Origin of the sequence: Rhodohalobacter mucosus (genome assembly GCF_003150675.1) — a bacterium.
GTDB lineage: Bacteria > Bacteroidota > Rhodothermia > Balneolales > Balneolaceae > Rhodohalobacter > Rhodohalobacter mucosus.
This window is the reverse complement of record NZ_QGGB01000003.1, coordinates 334,347-348,448: the sequence shown is the minus strand read 5'-3', so window position 1 is coordinate 348,448 and position 14,102 is coordinate 334,347. Positions and strand designations below refer to the sequence as shown.

Below are 14,102 nucleotides of genomic sequence, written 5' to 3'. Positions count from 1 at the left end.
CCCATAATCCCACAATCATCCAAATCCGAATCAAAACTTTTCATTTTCGAAGTTTATCACACCTATGGCGCACGAAAGAATTGAAGTAGACTTACCTCTTGCCAAAGTATACGAACTACTTTGTAATCCGGTTCATTTCACAAAATTTCTCGAACGTATTGATGACGTTGAAAAGGTAAACTCACAAACTTTCGATTATACAACCACAATCGGCGGCGAGGAGTTTCAGTGGACAACCAATATTATCGATAATCTCAGAAACACCCGTTTTGCCTGGATTACGATTAATGGGAACCTGAATCAAACCGGTACAATTCGCTTCACTCCGCTGGATAGCGGCAAGCGAACAAGAGTTGATTTTACCCTCGACTACAGAACCTTTTTCGGTGAAGCAGAAGAGGATCTGGCAGCATTTATTGAAGAACTTCCGGTACAGCTGAAGAAAGATCTTCAAACATTTAAAGATCTGGCAGAATCTGACACCTTTAAGGATGAAGAATCCAGTTCTGAAAAAGTGGCAAGTGAAGTCGCCTGATCTGCCGTTTTAAACTGACCCAAAGAAAATGCGTTCCGATAATCCCGGATCGCATTTTTTTTATCCTGCTGTTCCATCATATGGTCTATACTTTTAGTGAACTCAGACAATCGGATCTGAAACATATCCCTCATTACCTTGTTGTCGGGAACCCTGTGAGCCACTCTCTGTCGCCGTTAATGCACCAGTTCGGGCTTGATTATCATGGTATAGAAGCAAAATATCATGCCCTGGAACTGAAGCAGCAAGATATAACGGGATTTATTGCATGGATGAACAGGGAACAGTTCCTCGGGTGCAATATTACAATTCCGTTTAAAGAATTGTTTTCCGGTTTTCTGGATGAAACAGATCAGACGGCAGAAGAAACGGGTGCAGTGAATACAATTGTCAAATCCGGCAGCATGCTCAGAGGTTTTAATACGGATGTTGACGGTTTTCTAAAACCCCTTTACGCCCATGAAGACAACCTGCACGGAAGCAGGGCAGTGGTGTTTGGAACAGGAGGGGCTTCCAAGGCGGTTTTTACCGCACTGCGACGCATCGGGGTTTACGAAGTGGTCTTTGTATCCAGAAATCCTGGGCTTTCAAGCCGGATTAACCCCGATCTAGATGGAGAGATTAAACTTCTCTACTGCGGCTATGATCAGGCTGAAGCATACGCAGAAGACGCTGCACTGATAATCAACACCACACCGCTGGGAATGACGCCGAATACGGAATCATCTCCGGTTGACAGAATGAATAGCGAAATACTTTCGGGCAAAATTTGCTACGATCTGGTATATAATCCACTGGAAACACGATTTTTATCGCTTGCAAAATCACAAGGTGCGGTGGTCATAAACGGCTTGGAGATGTTTATTTCACAGGGTGATGAAGCCTTTCATCTTTGGACAGGTAAAAATCTGCCGTACAATCTCATTTATGATTTGCTGACGAATCAATTAGGGAACACATGATTACGGTATACCATCCCGATATTTTTAAAGATCTGCCGGGTATTGAGGCATTTTTCACCGAAGCGAACCGAACCCTAGTCAATACTCACGGAACCGTGTCTGGTTTAAACCTGGGTTACAATACACAAGCCGAAAAGGAAGAGGTTGACCGCAATTTTGAGCATTTGTTTCATGAAATTGATTGGGAACCGTCACATATGGTACTGGCCAGCCAGGTACACGGCTCATCGTGCAAGGTCGTAAATGAACCCGGTACGGTAGATGGAACAGACGGCATAATTACAAAAAATGAGGATTTGGCTCTTGGAATCAGGGTTGCTGACTGCGCAGCTATTCTTATTGCAGACCCGGTAAACCGGATCATAGGTGCGTTTCATGCCGGCTGGAAAGGTGCCGCAGGCGGAATTATACCGGCGGGGATGGAGACCATGACCCGAGAGGGCGGAGATCCTGATTCTTTTTACGTTTACATAAGTCCCTGCATTTCTTGCCGGAATTTTGAGGTGGGAGAGGAAGTCGCAGAACAGTTTCCCGAAAAGTTTGTGGTAAAGGGAACCTATCCGAAACCTCATGTAGATCTTAAAGGATTTCTGATCAGCCAGCTGAACGATGGAGGAGTTGATTTGTCCAGAATCCAGGCGAGTGACGAGTGCACGCTTGAAAGCAAACGTTATTACTCTTACCGCAGAGAACGGGATAGGGCAGGAAGAATGTTGGCAATGATAAAGTTAACCTGAAATTTCCGTTCAGATTTGAAAATCAGCTATTGCAAAGGTTATGTTGCGCCGCTCCCGGAAGGACATATTTTCCCCATGAAAAAATTTTCCGGGCTTTATGACCACCTCACACAAAATGAGGGCTTCAAGCCTTCACAGTTCATTGAGCCCTGTATGGCAGACATGGCCGCGCTCTGTACCGTTCACTCTCCGGAGTACAGCAACAAGGTCTGGAACGGCACTCTGAACAGAAAGGAGGAGAGAAGAATGGGGCTTCCATGGAGTAAAAAACTTGCAGTGCGTTCCAGGCTTGCGGTGCAGGGAACGGTCAATGCGGCTTTGATGGCACTTCAGGATGGGGCTGCCGGCAATCTTGCGGGAGGAACCCACCACGCAATGCCCGGACATGGAGAAGGTTTTTGTGTTTTTAATGATGTGGCGATTGCGATCAGGGTTCTGAGGCAATCAAAGTGGGTGCGAAGGGTCCTGGTTATCGATTGTGATGTGCATCAGGGTAACGGTACGGCAGAAATATTCCGTGAAGAAGCGGACGTGTTTACATTTTCCATCCACGGCGAAAAAAACTACCCTTTTGTAAAACCGCCGTCTACGCTCGATGTGGCACTTCCCGACAAAACCGGCGACAAAGCCTATATCCGGCATTTGGGTGATTCACTCGATCAAATTTTTAATTCATTTAAACCCGATCTTGTGTTTTATCTGGGTGGCATTGACCCTCTTGAAACGGATCATTTTGGCAGGCTGTCTCTATCCCTGAAAGGGCTGGAAGAACGTGAACGACTGGTCATTGAGACTGTTGTCCAAAAAGATATTCCCGTCGTACTTCTGCTGTCGGGAGGCTATGCACCCACACTTCGAAAAACCGTTGAAGCTCACAGCATCATGTACCGGGTAGCACGGGATATTACGGCTCCTTATTTCTCGTAATCATTTTTCTATCTTATAGGCATATAAAGATTCAAAAATTACTGATTCAGTGAAACATCAAAACATTGCGATACTAGGTTCAACCGGCTCAATAGGCACTCAGGCACTTGATATCATTTCTGATAAACCTGAGCTCTTCACTGTGTCGCTTCTTACCGCAAACAGCAATTACCGGCTTCTCGCGGAACAGGCCAATCGTTTTCAACCGGATATGATTGTTCTTTGTGATGAATCTGTTTCAAAACAGTTTCAATCGTTGCTTACGTACAAGCCTTCACAGCTTCATTTTGGGCAAGAAGCCCTGATCCATGCCGCCATTGAGTCTACATACGACCTGCTTCTAAACAGCCTGGTTGGGTTTGCAGGTTTTATGAGCACCTATCACGCTATTCGGCTGAACAAAAAAGTAGCACTGGCCAATAAGGAGTCGCTTGTTGTGGGAGGAGAACTGCTCTCAAAACTTCCGGGATTTCTCAATGGAAACCTGATACCCGTAGATTCGGAACATTCAGCAATGCTGCAGTCACTGATCGGTGAAGAAAAGGAAAGTATTAAAAAGATCATTATTACGGCGAGCGGCGGGCCTTTTCGAACCTGCACAAAAGAAGAACTTGAAAAAGTAACCGTAGAGGATGCCCTGAACCATCCCAATTGGTCGATGGGGAACAAAATCACCATTGACTCTGCAACCATGATGAATAAGGGTCTTGAAATTATCGAGGCAAAATGGCTGTTTGACCTGCCGGCCGAAGCAATTGAGCCGGTTATCCATCCACAAAGCATTATACATTCGATTGTGGAATTTGTAGACGGTTCATCCAAGGCGCAGCTGGGTCCCCCAGACATGAAAGTACCCATTCTCTATTCATTAACGTACCCGTCAAGGGAACCCTATCCCAACCAAACACTTGACTATACATCGTCATTTCGAATGGATTTTGAACCTGTTAACAGGGATCTCTTTCCATGTCTCGACCTGGCTGTTTCTGCACTAAAGGAGGGGGGAGCCAAGCCTGCGATCCTGAACGCTGCGAATGAGATTGCCGTTGAACGATTTTTGAACGGCGAAATTCGTTATATTGATATCCATCAAATCATAGAAAAGTCGCTGGAAGAAATTTCTGCAGACAACGAATTGAGTCCTGACTCGTTACAGTACATTGATAAAGAAACACGAGTATTTTCGAATTCACTGTTGAAGTAATTTATGGAATGGATTTTAAGTTTTGCCAACACGGTTCTCATTTTTATCGCAGCCATTTTTATATTGGTGACGGTTCATGAATTAGGGCATTTCATTGCAGCCAAAGTGTTTGGAATGAGGGTCAATAAGTTTTCTATTGGTTTTCCTCCAAAAATCTTCGGTTTTAAAAAAGGAGAGACAGAATATGTAGTCGGCGCTACTCCGCTTGGAGGATATGTCCAGATTGCCGGCATGATTGACGAGTCGATGGACACCGATTTTGTTGACGAGGAAGTTAAACCGGATGAATTCAGGGCAAAACCAGTTTGGCAGCGCATCATTGTTATTACGGCAGGCGTCATTTTCAATTTTTTACTGGCGGTAGTCATTTTTTCCTCCATCGCATTTACCTATGGCGAAACAGTGATACCGGTTGATTCGATTAAGGGTATATATGTTGCCGAAGGGTCTGTTGCGGACCAGATCGGCTTGCAGACCGGCGACAGGCTTGTAGGCGTAAATGGCGAAAGAGCAAAATATTTTCAGGATATTCTGGACCCTTCAGAAATCACCGGACGTGAATTAACCTTTATGGTTGAACGCAACGGTGAATTATTAACCCTGGAAACGCCAGCTAATTTTCTGGACCTTGTTGGACAGGAAGGCTTTATCAATCAACTCAGTTTTCTGCCGAGTCGATTTTCAAGGGTACTTGAAGACAGCCCTGCGGAGGAGGCCGGGCTTGAGGAAGGTGATATTGTACGTGCGGTTAACGGCGAACCCGTTGATTACTGGCAGCAGCTTGTTGAAAAGATACAAAGCGCAGAAGGGTCTCTAGATATTCAGGTTGAGCGAAATGGGGAACTGTTCAGCACAACCGTTACACCCGATCCTGAAACCAACATGATCGGTATTGCACAAACTTCAGCTGAAGAGGCATTTACGGTAGAACGTCTGAACTACAACTTAGCCGAATCCGTGCAAAGGGGCGTAAACAGGTCGAATGCTACGTTTGTCGGAATTATCCAGGGGCTTGGAAGGATGTTTTCAGGCGATATATCAGTTCGCGACAACGTAGGCGGGCCCGTTGCAATTGCCAATTTTACCCGAGAAGCAACAGACCGGGGCGGATGGCTTGGATTTTGGAATATCACTGCTTTCTTAAGTATTACACTGGCTATCATGAATATGCTTCCCATACCCGCACTCGACGGAGGCCATTTCATGTTTTTGGTTTATGAGGGTATTACCAGAAGAGAACCATCCCCGAAAGTACGAATGGCACTTCAGCAGATAGGTTTTGTATTTCTTATTGGATTATTCATACTCATCACGTTTAATGATATACTTCGAACGTTCGGTGGATAAGTGATGCTTGCCAAAGAAGGGTTTTCCACCATTATAATAGTTTTCCTTGTTTCTGCCGTTGCCGGCGTGGCAGTATCCTACGGACCGCAGTGGCTACAGTTATCCGTATATCCGCTATTGGTTGTTTTATGTGGCCTGGTCATCTTTTTTTTCAGGGATCCTGATCGGGTTTCGCCCGAAGATGACAACCTTATTCTATCACCGGCCGACGGCAGGGTGGTTCTGATTCAGGAAGTGGAGGAAAACGAATATATAGGCAGGAAAGTGACTCAGGTCAGCATCTTCTTGTCTCCGCTTGACGTTCATGTTAACCGGGTACCCATTACCGGAAAGCTGGAGTATGTAAAGTACTATCCCGGTAAGTACCTCATGGCATGGGAAGATCATGCATCCGAACTAAACGAGAGGGCTCACTTTGGTGTAATGCACCCTTCAGGGATGAAAATGATGTTTAAGCAAATTACAGGTTTTCTTGCCAGACGAATCGTGTATCATATCGGCGAAGGTGATGAAATTAAAGCGGGAGATCGGTTCGGTATCATGAAATTTGGTTCACGGATGGATCTGCTTCTGCCTGAAAACGTTAAGATTCGCGTAAAAAAAGGGGACAGAACAGTTGCAGGCGAGTCTGTTATTGGGGAACTTGTTGAATCATGAAATACCCGATTCAGAAAAAACAATTTAGAAAAAGTCTCAAAAAGAGACCGAAACTAAAGCCTATCCCACGAATTGTAGTACCCAGTTTTTTCACTCTGATGAATCTGTTTTCAGGATTTCTCTCTATTCTGATGGTAGCGGAAGGCAAGCTGTTTTTGGGAGCATGGCTTATTGTGCTGGCTGGCCTTTTTGATGCACTCGACGGTTTCATGGCCCGCTTGGCCAATGCCACCAGCGATTTTGGCGTAGAGCTCGACTCCATCAGTGATGTCGTCTCTTTTGGTGTGGCTCCGGGTTTTCTGATTTATACATTTGCTCTCAATGAGCTTAATGTAGCCGGTATGCTGCTAAGCGCACTCCCGCCTTTGTGTGGTGCAATCCGACTTGCCAGGTACAATGTTGAAGCCAAATACAGTGATCCGCTTTTTTTCAAAGGATTGCCGATTCCCGTTCAGGCAATCATGCTTTCTGCATTTTATCTCACATTCAGAAACCGTCTGGAGTGGTTCCAAATGCTTAATGAAGGGGTGATTTCTGTTCTGATTCCTGTAGTGGTACTTCTTTCCTTTCTGATGGTAAGCACGATCCCATTCGACAAGATTCCCCGTTTTGACCAGACATCAATACGGCAGAACAAGACCAAACTGATCCTGATCTTCGTCTATTTTCTGGTCATAGTCATTTTTCAGGATATTGGCTTAATGGTGGTGTTCAGCTTTTTCATTCTGAAAGGGCTTCTGCTTGGAGCCTACATATTTTGGAAGCAGGCCTTTTCGGACGAACCGGACCTCTTTGATTCGGATTCCTGACTATGGGTGTTTCGACGCTGCCTCTCGAAGAATCTCAACTGTCTTTTCAGCATTCTCTGCACTCACCGGTATCACACGGCTGTTGTACTGAAATAAATAGCGCCAGGAATCTGTCGGGTGTTCTCTGAACCGGATGGTACGATCAGACCGGTTAATCTCAGAATAGAGTGATGTATCGGGCATTCTGCCTGTTTTAAACTCTATCTTATTTGTAATGGACAGAGTTTCGTTTGTTACAACGGATCGGTTCAGGTAATAGGAAAAAAGAAGTTCGCTGCTTTCCCTGTCGAAATCTATCCGGATCGAAATCCTTCCATCTCTCAGTTTAAAAAAACTCAGTACGGCCACCGCAAACAGAATAAATGAGCTGAGTTCAAGATAACCGGATATAAGTACATCACTGTTTACTCTGGAATAAACAAATAGTATGATTGCTAAAACCGAGCTTAGTGCTGCAATAAAAGGCCAGGAGCCCGAAAACTTTTCATGCACTGTTGTAAGATGCTCACTCATGAAAGCACTCGTTTGTTGATTATACGGCCATCAAGTGTTTCGTAGTGTGAAAAAAGGTTAGCCGCTAAACAGGAGTGTATAGGCATTACTGTAATCCAATCGCCTGCACGCAATCCCTCAACACCCGTAAGCGTACCGTGTTCCTGCGACAGGGCCGTCAGGATGGAGCCCTCTATAAGCTCTACGGAGTCAGGATAGCCGGAAATTCGCTGTCCGTATACCTGTTTATTGCCAACTTCTATGGAATCTTTGGACAGATGAACAGCTCCTCCATGTATCATTGCCCTGTTTTGGGCTTCATATACCTGTGCTACAGGTAATTCCGCAAAAAGTGCAACATCATCCGGTGTACAGCTGCCGATGGCTACCTGCATGCGATCATAGAAAACCAGGTTTCCGGGCGTGCACTCATCAAGTCCTTCAAACGAGTTTAGAACGGAAGCAGATGGTGTATCGCCGAGAGAGGTTTTTGAAGTGGGATACTCACTTTTAAACAATCGGAGAGCATTGAGGGAACCCTCAATCCGTTTCAGAATCTCTCCACGATTTCTGGCGCGATAGGTTCCGCCGTCATGAATATAGAATCCATGGAACCGTACAGAGTCAAGCGAATCTGCTGATTGAATGAGCCGGTGAATTGCATCAGGGTTTGAAACAGGCATTCCGCTTCGGCCGTATCCGGCATCAAGCTCAACATAAAAGCTGACAGGTTGTTTTATCTGCCTGTGAACCATTTTCAGATCTTCAACGGAGTTGATAAACAGCCGCACTGCACAATTCTGACTGAGGGTGTTTAGTTTTTTAATCATCCCCGGATAAAATGGAAAGGCTATCGTGATATCCTTCCATCCGTCCTGAACAAAATACTCCGCCATTTCCGGTGAGGTTACGGTAATTCCGGTTACACCGGCTTCCCTGAACCAGTTTCCCACTTCATGAGACTGGTGGGTTTTAAAATGCGGCCTGAACTCTGTTGAAGTTCGGGCAGCTTTATGGACGATGCGTTCAATGTTTCTTCTGCACCGTTTCTCATCGATAATTAGTCTGGGTCTTTGCGGCATTCTGTATATGATCAGGGCTTGGTAACCGTTTTCTTACTAACCGGGTATAAAATAATGAATGCACACGAAGAGAAAACCTCTTATTTTACGGCTCATCAAAACTGAACCCATTGCAAACTGAAAACAGAAAACCGGTTATAGGCAGACTGGAAAAGATTGACCTGCCCGACCTTTCTATCCGTAACCTGGATGCTAAAATTGATACCGGTGCCTATACTTCCAGCCTTCATTGCCATAGGATTGAACTATTTCAGAATAAAGGCGTTTTGTGGGTGCGTTTTCATGTGCTGGATCCCAAACATCCGGAGTACGAGGAGATTGAGTTCAGATCTCCGGTACATCGTATAAAAAGCGTAAAAAGCTCAAACGGAAGGGCAGAGGAACGGGTCATTATCGAACAGAAGGCAATTTTTAACGGTGAAAGCGGCCGGATTCAGCTATCCCTGACAGACAGATCTGAAATGAAATATCCCGTTTTAATAGGACGGCGGTTTATTAAAAACAGATTTGTTGTAGATGTATCTAAAAAATATTTATCACAATCTATCAAATAAATGCAGCATAAGGCTTTACGCATCGCAATACTTTCCAGAAACCGCTCTTTGTATTCTACAAAAAGGTTGATTGAAGCCATTGAAAATAAGGGGCATGAAGCCATTGTACTTGATCACTTAAAGTGCGATATCGTTATTGAACAGGACCAGCCTGCCATCTTTTATGGCGGTAAAAAAATTACCCACATTGATGCAGTCATACCCAGAATAGGTGCATCGGTCACATTTTATGGCGCAGCTGTGGTTCGTCAGTTTGAAATGATGAATGTGCCAACCGCGGTCGAATCACAGGCATTGGTTCGTTCAAGAGATAAACTGCGAAGTCTTCAGATACTTGCAAGATCGAATGTGGGTATGCCTAAAACCGTATTTACCAATTACAGTAAAGAGGTCAAAAACATCATCGACAGTGTTGGTGGTGCTCCGTTGATTGTGAAGCTTTTAGAGGGAACCCAGGGGTATGGTGTTGTGCTTGCACCCACTAAAAAAGCAGCAGAATCTATTATTGAGGCCTTTCATAGTATGAAAGCCAGGGTGATTGTTCAGGAGTTTATTGAAGAAGCCAAAGGGGCTGATATTCGTGCCTTTGTAATCGGGAATAAAGTGGTAGGATCGATGAAGAGGCAGGGAAAGGAGGGAGAATTCCGATCCAATCTGCATCAGGGCGGCTCCGGAAAGTTAATAAAACTCAGTAAAAAGGAGAGAGAAGTGGCTCTCACAGCTGCAAAAGCAATGGGTCTTTCGATAGCCGGAGTCGATATGCTGCAGTCGGAGCGCGGCCCGCTGGTACTCGAAGTGAACTCGTCACCTGGCCTGGAAGGCATTGAAAAAACAACAAACCGGGACATTGCAAGTGATATAATCTCATATGTAGTCGGCATGATTGAAGGGCACAGAAAGAAAAAGACAAGACGAAGGATTAAGTCCAATGCCTGACATTGTTGAGATTAACGGTGAGCGCGTTAGCCGCGGTGAAGATCGGATGATTGAAATCAGCATATCGCGGCTTCCGACATACACTGACATAACGCTTCCTGTTCGGGTAATTCGTGCTAAGAAAGACGGACCGGTACTTTTACTGAGCGGCGGTATGCATGGAGATGAAATAAACGGCATCGAAATCGTACGGCGAATGATTGCCAGGAATATGGTTGTTCCTGAAACCGGGACAGTAATTGCCGTACCGCTAATGAATGTGTATGGTTTTATTCAAAATGTGCGGGGAGTTCCGGATGGAAAAGACATAAACCGCAGTTTTCCGGGGGTTAAAGGGGGATCGCTGGCTAAGCTTGTAGCATACAGCATCATGAAACAGCTGATACCGGCAATCGATTACGGTATCGATTTTCACACCGGGGGTGCAAGCCGATCCAACTATCCGCAAATACGATGCAGTTTCGATAATGAAAAAAATCTTGAACTTGCACGTGCTTTTGCGCCTCCGGTTATCCTTCATTCACCCCTGATTCAAAAAACATTTCGCAAGGCTGCTTTCAGCAAGGGCAAGCGTATCCTTGTGTTTGAAACCGGTGAATCTCTGCGGCTGGACCAGAGCGGTATCCGCGAGGGAATTGAGGGTACCTTACGGTTGATGAGGTATCTGGGCATGATTGAAAAAGCCTCAGAGCAGGCAAATGGCACAGAGCTCTACATGAAAAGCAGCTGGATACGGGCACGGTATGCAGGATTGTTTCATCCGAAAGTAATTCTTGGCGACCACATTAAAAAGAGACAGGTTCTGGGCTTCATAACAGACCCGTATGGCAATGAAAGCTTCAGAATCGTAAATCCGCATGACGGAAGGATCATCGGACTCAATAACAGTCCGGTAATTCACAAAGGAGATGCATTGTTTCACATTGCAAGAAATAAAACGTAAGAATTATTATGTCTTTAAAATCAGATTTGATCTTTCATGTAGTATCGAGGCGCAAATGGCGTGACCTTAATAAAGGCGGATATTACAAGCCTGAAGATTTCCATGAAAAAGAATTTGTGGAATGCGTGACGGCCGGTGACTTAAACAGTTTTCTGAATGACCGTTTTCAAGGACGAAAAAATTTACTGATTCTGGTCATCGATTTATACAGGTTATCGAGCCGATATAAGAAGCACGGGGAAACCGGCCGTGTTCATATCATGGGCGGGGTTAACACAGATGCAATATTGGATAAGATCAGGATTGACTGTAATACCGATGGCAGCTTTGATGTAGAGGTTGGGGATAAATAGGCTTAAAGTTGTAAAGCAGAAGCAATATATCGATATCTGCATACTTTAGATTCGGCATGGATATATTACGTATAATATATATTATGTAAAGTAGAGATTATTCCACATATCCCCCTTTCTAAAAAACCATCTATTGCTACCTGAAATGATTTGCAGTTAAGGATCGCTAACTGCCGCTTAGCACATTTATGATCTCCTGAAAGTCCGGAATTCGATCCGAATCTTCCAGTATCTCCATATGCTCTATCTGCATATTCGAATTGATGACAAAGGCAGAACGTTTGGGAACCCCTTTCATACCAAAGTACTCTTCATAGAGAGAATTGAATTGTGCAGATACTTCTTTGTTAAAGTCACTTAAGAGCTCAAAGTTGAGATTGTTAACTTTTTTGTACTCCCTCAAAGTAAAAAAACTATCTGCACTGATTGCTGCTACATTTGCGTTCAATGAATTGAACATTTTCATATTATCGCGCGTACTGCACAACTCTTCGGTACATACTCCGGAAAATGCCAGAGGAAAAAAAAGAAGCACCACCCTATCTTCACCGATAAGTTCACTGAGCGCTACTGGTTTGCCTTCAGTATTCTGAAGTGAAAAGTCTTCTACGGTATCTCCGGTTTTCAATGTCATCGGCGGCAGTGTTTAGAGTTGTGCGGGTTCTTTGTACAAGTTTGTTTCTGATAATATCACAGGAAATGCTATTGAAGAGGTTATCATTCCAATGGACAGCAGCGACTGCCACATCCACTGTTCGGCAGCAAAAAATTGTGGTTCAAACCAAAAAAAGATGTAGGCCAGAAACAATACAACCACATTCAAAACAGCAACCCACTTTTTTTCAAAAAGCGAAAAATGCGCAATGGTTAAAAAAAGAAGTGACAATACAGATCCGCCTTCTATGATGATAAAGATGATATTGGTAAGCGCCTCGGTACCCTGTACTAAGGGATAAAAAAGAAGTATGATGAAAGGCACATAAACAAATGGATACGGATAGCGCGATATCTCGGGCCTCAGGCGCCTGATTGACATCAGGATAAGTATGAGCAGCAGTACAAGCAGTAATATAGCCGAATACTCTTTTAACAATTCCCGCCCTGTAACGTCAGTTAATGATACAATCTCCCGAAAAAACATCAGAATTAGCACGATTGCGCCCGTAAACAGCGCATCTCTTCTATCCTTTCCCATTCGGGTGATATAAAGATACAGGGAAATCGGCAGCACCAGCAGTAAAAGAACCTGGCTCCAATCGGTCATTGGTCCATTTCCGATTTACGCTGCTCAACTTTTTGATTAATTTCGCGATTACTCAGCTTTTCATTTTGATGAATCAACACCAGATCAGCTATTTCTTTCAGAATCTTACGCTCCGCAGATACCATTTCTGAAGCAAATGTGAACAGGTTTTTTCGGTTTCCATCACTATCTTTAAGTTCTCTCTCCCAATCAATTAAGGGTATTTTTCTAACAACATTTGTAAGCGCTGCCCTGTGCTTTATTATCTTCTTCAGCACGGTAAAAACATCGGTTTCCTCTTTCTCCGCACTATCTGTGGCAGTCTGAAAGTCTTTCTCTTTTTCTGAAAGCGGTGTTACGGAAAGTATCCTGTTCTCGCTGAATACTTCTTCCACAACGGGCCTGAAATGATGTACCTGCAGAAAATCAAGATAGCGGAGCATGTCCAGAATCGACATCTGGTCGGGAGGTGTCTCTGAATACGGCACCTGGTCGATGACATATTTTAAAGCCTCAGCCTCATCCTGCAGGTAGGTAACATCATCCAACAAGTGCTCAAACTGTTCCTGTGTAACCTCACGGTGGGCCATCATTCAGTTTGCGTTGAATTTTTCAGATTAAACAGACCAGTTTGAGGATGCTTTTGTGGCATCATTGCGTTTCTGCTGTTCGAGCATATCAACCAGGGATAGACCGGTATTCCACTCTCTGTCTCTGTCGCGAACCGAATGAATATTATTCTCTTCCTGAAAGTCCCAGAACTGACCGAACTGCCTGTTTCTATACTCTTTGAGATAATCAAGTCTCTCTTTCAGGTCCTCCTTGGGCACCAGGAGGCGATCTTTATCATACACAGCGTCTTCACGGGATTCAAAAACGATGTCGTAATCCTTGCTCATGACAATCGCTTCTTCCGGGCAAACTTCTTCGCAATATCCGCAGTAGATACAGCGAAGCATATTTATTTCAAAGAAGTCCGGATATCTCTCTTTGGGATCTTCCGAATCTTCATTGGCCTGCATGCTGATCGCAAGCGGAGGACAAGCTCTTGCACATAACCCGCATGCTACGCACCTCTCTCTCCCATCGTCTTCAACTAAAACAGGCCGGCCTCTGAATATTGCGGGCGGATCCCATTTTTCTTCCGGATAGTTCAGTGTAAACTGCGGAGCAAACATCTGTTTGAACGAATACCAAAGCCCTTTAAATATTTCGGGCAGATAAATACGCTCCAGAAAAGATAGCTTTCTTTCCCTCGTAAAATCTTCACTGAGGGAGTTTGCTGCAGGTTTGTCGAGATTCTGTTGCATGCCTGTACGTG

Annotated in this window: 18 protein-coding genes; 12 read left to right on the top strand and 6 right to left on the bottom strand. The window is 44.5% G+C overall.

Features of this window, described 5'->3' with window-relative positions:
* Window positions 1-64: 64 nt before the first annotated feature.
* From DDZ15_RS04760 to pssA, 8 genes are all read left to right on the top strand, one after another.
* The gene (locus tag DDZ15_RS04760) at window positions 65-535 is read left to right on the top strand and encodes an SRPBCC family protein (protein WP_109645411.1); all 471 of its coding nucleotides are present in this window, start codon (window positions 65-67) and stop codon (window positions 533-535) included.
* 80 nt (window positions 536-615) lie between these two features.
* Complete coding sequence (aroE, locus tag DDZ15_RS04755) at window positions 616-1,497, top strand: shikimate dehydrogenase (RefSeq protein WP_109645409.1); 882 nt, start codon at window positions 616-618, stop codon at window positions 1,495-1,497.
* Window positions 1,494-2,234 carry a peptidoglycan editing factor PgeF gene (pgeF, locus tag DDZ15_RS04750; protein ID WP_109645407.1) on the top strand — a complete coding sequence of 247 codons (741 nt, stop codon included), beginning with the start codon at window positions 1,494-1,496 and terminating at the stop codon, window positions 2,232-2,234. The genes aroE and pgeF overlap by 4 nt, the downstream gene beginning before the upstream one ends.
* Before the next feature lie 75 nt (window positions 2,235-2,309).
* Window positions 2,310-3,161: a histone deacetylase family protein gene (locus DDZ15_RS04745; protein WP_199222878.1), complete on the top strand. Its 852-nt coding sequence runs from the start codon at window positions 2,310-2,312 to the stop codon at window positions 3,159-3,161.
* Between the two features lie 49 nt (window positions 3,162-3,210).
* The gene (dxr, locus tag DDZ15_RS04740; protein WP_109645403.1) at window positions 3,211-4,365 is read left to right on the top strand and encodes a 1-deoxy-D-xylulose-5-phosphate reductoisomerase; all 1,155 of its coding nucleotides are present in this window, start codon (window positions 3,211-3,213) and stop codon (window positions 4,363-4,365) included.
* A 3-nt stretch (window positions 4,366-4,368) separates the two neighbouring features.
* Window positions 4,369-5,712 carry an RIP metalloprotease RseP gene (gene rseP / locus DDZ15_RS04735; RefSeq protein ID WP_109645401.1) on the top strand — a complete coding sequence of 448 codons (1,344 nt, stop codon included), beginning with the start codon at window positions 4,369-4,371 and terminating at the stop codon, window positions 5,710-5,712.
* 3 nt (window positions 5,713-5,715) lie between these two features.
* Window positions 5,716-6,369 carry a phosphatidylserine decarboxylase family protein gene (locus DDZ15_RS04730; RefSeq protein ID WP_109645399.1) on the top strand — a complete coding sequence of 218 codons (654 nt, stop codon included), beginning with the start codon at window positions 5,716-5,718 and terminating at the stop codon, window positions 6,367-6,369.
* Entirely contained in the window at window positions 6,366-7,178 is an 813-nt protein-coding gene (gene pssA, locus DDZ15_RS04725) for a CDP-diacylglycerol--serine O-phosphatidyltransferase (RefSeq protein ID WP_109645397.1), read from the top strand. Before DDZ15_RS04730 ends, pssA begins: the two co-directional genes overlap by 4 nt.
* Here the strand turns inward: pssA and DDZ15_RS04720 are convergent, their stop codons facing one another.
* Together DDZ15_RS04720 and DDZ15_RS04715 are read right to left on the bottom strand one after the other, a co-directional pair.
* Window positions 7,179-7,691: a hypothetical protein gene (locus tag DDZ15_RS04720; RefSeq protein WP_109645395.1), complete on the bottom strand. Its 513-nt coding sequence runs from the start codon at window positions 7,689-7,691 to the stop codon at window positions 7,179-7,181.
* Window positions 7,688-8,752 (bottom strand): alanine racemase, encoded by a 1,065-nt coding sequence (locus tag DDZ15_RS04715; RefSeq protein WP_109645393.1) that lies wholly within the window; start codon window positions 8,750-8,752, stop codon window positions 7,688-7,690. The genes DDZ15_RS04720 and DDZ15_RS04715 overlap by 4 nt, the downstream gene beginning before the upstream one ends.
* A 110-nt stretch (window positions 8,753-8,862) precedes the next feature.
* Here DDZ15_RS04715 and DDZ15_RS04710 point away from each other — a divergent pair, with 110 nt between their 5' ends.
* The 4 genes from DDZ15_RS04710 to DDZ15_RS04695 are packed head-to-tail and all read left to right on the top strand — an operon-like array spanning window position 8,863 to window position 11,538.
* Complete coding sequence (locus tag DDZ15_RS04710) at window positions 8,863-9,306, top strand: ATP-dependent zinc protease family protein (RefSeq protein ID WP_109645391.1); 444 nt, start codon at window positions 8,863-8,865, stop codon at window positions 9,304-9,306.
* Window positions 9,307-10,242 (top strand): 30S ribosomal protein S6--L-glutamate ligase, encoded by a 936-nt coding sequence (rimK, locus tag DDZ15_RS04705; protein ID WP_109645389.1) that lies wholly within the window; start codon window positions 9,307-9,309, stop codon window positions 10,240-10,242.
* Window positions 10,235-11,185: a succinylglutamate desuccinylase/aspartoacylase family protein gene (locus DDZ15_RS04700; protein WP_109645387.1), complete on the top strand. Its 951-nt coding sequence runs from the start codon at window positions 10,235-10,237 to the stop codon at window positions 11,183-11,185. The genes rimK and DDZ15_RS04700 overlap by 8 nt, the downstream gene beginning before the upstream one ends.
* 8 nt (window positions 11,186-11,193) lie before the next feature.
* Complete coding sequence (locus DDZ15_RS04695) at window positions 11,194-11,538, top strand: DUF952 domain-containing protein (RefSeq protein ID WP_109645385.1); 345 nt, start codon at window positions 11,194-11,196, stop codon at window positions 11,536-11,538.
* Between the two features lie 166 nt (window positions 11,539-11,704).
* Here DDZ15_RS04695 and DDZ15_RS04690 read toward each other — a convergent pair whose 3' ends face one another.
* The 4 genes from DDZ15_RS04690 to DDZ15_RS04675 are packed head-to-tail and all read right to left on the bottom strand — an operon-like array spanning window position 11,705 to window position 14,091.
* A complete protein-coding gene (locus DDZ15_RS04690) occupies window positions 11,705-12,172 on the bottom strand; it encodes a redoxin domain-containing protein (RefSeq protein ID WP_109645383.1) in 468 nt (155 codons plus the stop codon).
* A 12-nt stretch (window positions 12,173-12,184) separates the two neighbouring features.
* Window positions 12,185-12,802 carry a hypothetical protein gene (locus DDZ15_RS04685; RefSeq protein WP_109645381.1) on the bottom strand — a complete coding sequence of 206 codons (618 nt, stop codon included), beginning with the start codon at window positions 12,800-12,802 and terminating at the stop codon, window positions 12,185-12,187.
* The gene (locus DDZ15_RS04680) at window positions 12,799-13,374 is read right to left on the bottom strand and encodes a hypothetical protein (protein ID WP_109645379.1); all 576 of its coding nucleotides are present in this window, start codon (window positions 13,372-13,374) and stop codon (window positions 12,799-12,801) included. The genes DDZ15_RS04685 and DDZ15_RS04680 overlap by 4 nt, the downstream gene beginning before the upstream one ends.
* Window positions 13,375-13,398: 24 nt before the next feature.
* Entirely contained in the window at window positions 13,399-14,091 is a 693-nt protein-coding gene (locus tag DDZ15_RS04675) for a NuoI/complex I 23 kDa subunit family protein (RefSeq protein ID WP_109645377.1), read from the bottom strand.
* Window positions 14,092-14,102 lie beyond the last annotated feature (11 nt).

What these genes read in the sequence shown, in the direction of transcription:
- DDZ15_RS04760 (WP_109645411.1), top strand. Translation starts at nt 65, where the DNA reads ATGGCGCACGAAAGAATTGAAGTAGACTTACCTCTTGCCAAAGTATAC.
- aroE (WP_109645409.1), top strand. Translation starts at nt 616, where the DNA reads ATGGTCTATACTTTTAGTGAACTCAGACAATCGGATCTGAAACATATC.
- pgeF (WP_109645407.1), top strand. Translation starts at nt 1,494, where the DNA reads ATGATTACGGTATACCATCCCGATATTTTTAAAGATCTGCCGGGTATT.
- DDZ15_RS04745 (WP_199222878.1), top strand. Translation starts at nt 2,310, where the DNA reads ATGAAAAAATTTTCCGGGCTTTATGACCACCTCACACAAAATGAGGGC.
- rseP (WP_109645401.1), top strand. Translation starts at nt 4,369, where the DNA reads ATGGAATGGATTTTAAGTTTTGCCAACACGGTTCTCATTTTTATCGCA.
- DDZ15_RS04730 (WP_109645399.1), top strand. Translation starts at nt 5,716, where the DNA reads ATGCTTGCCAAAGAAGGGTTTTCCACCATTATAATAGTTTTCCTTGTT.
- pssA (WP_109645397.1), top strand. Translation starts at nt 6,366, where the DNA reads ATGAAATACCCGATTCAGAAAAAACAATTTAGAAAAAGTCTCAAAAAG.
- DDZ15_RS04720 (WP_109645395.1), bottom strand. Translation starts at nt 7,691, where the DNA reads ATGAGTGAGCATCTTACAACAGTGCATGAAAAGTTTTCGGGCTCCTGG.
- DDZ15_RS04715 (WP_109645393.1), bottom strand. Translation starts at nt 8,752, where the DNA reads ATGCCGCAAAGACCCAGACTAATTATCGATGAGAAACGGTGCAGAAGA.
- rimK (WP_109645389.1), top strand. Translation starts at nt 9,307, where the DNA reads ATGCAGCATAAGGCTTTACGCATCGCAATACTTTCCAGAAACCGCTCT.
- DDZ15_RS04700 (WP_109645387.1), top strand. Translation starts at nt 10,235, where the DNA reads ATGCCTGACATTGTTGAGATTAACGGTGAGCGCGTTAGCCGCGGTGAA.
- DDZ15_RS04695 (WP_109645385.1), top strand. Translation starts at nt 11,194, where the DNA reads ATGTCTTTAAAATCAGATTTGATCTTTCATGTAGTATCGAGGCGCAAA.
- DDZ15_RS04690 (WP_109645383.1), bottom strand. Translation starts at nt 12,172, where the DNA reads ATGACATTGAAAACCGGAGATACCGTAGAAGACTTTTCACTTCAGAAT.
- DDZ15_RS04685 (WP_109645381.1), bottom strand. Translation starts at nt 12,802, where the DNA reads ATGACCGATTGGAGCCAGGTTCTTTTACTGCTGGTGCTGCCGATTTCC.
- DDZ15_RS04680 (WP_109645379.1), bottom strand. Translation starts at nt 13,374, where the DNA reads ATGATGGCCCACCGTGAGGTTACACAGGAACAGTTTGAGCACTTGTTG.
- DDZ15_RS04675 (WP_109645377.1), bottom strand. Translation starts at nt 14,091, where the DNA reads ATGCAACAGAATCTCGACAAACCTGCAGCAAACTCCCTCAGTGAAGAT.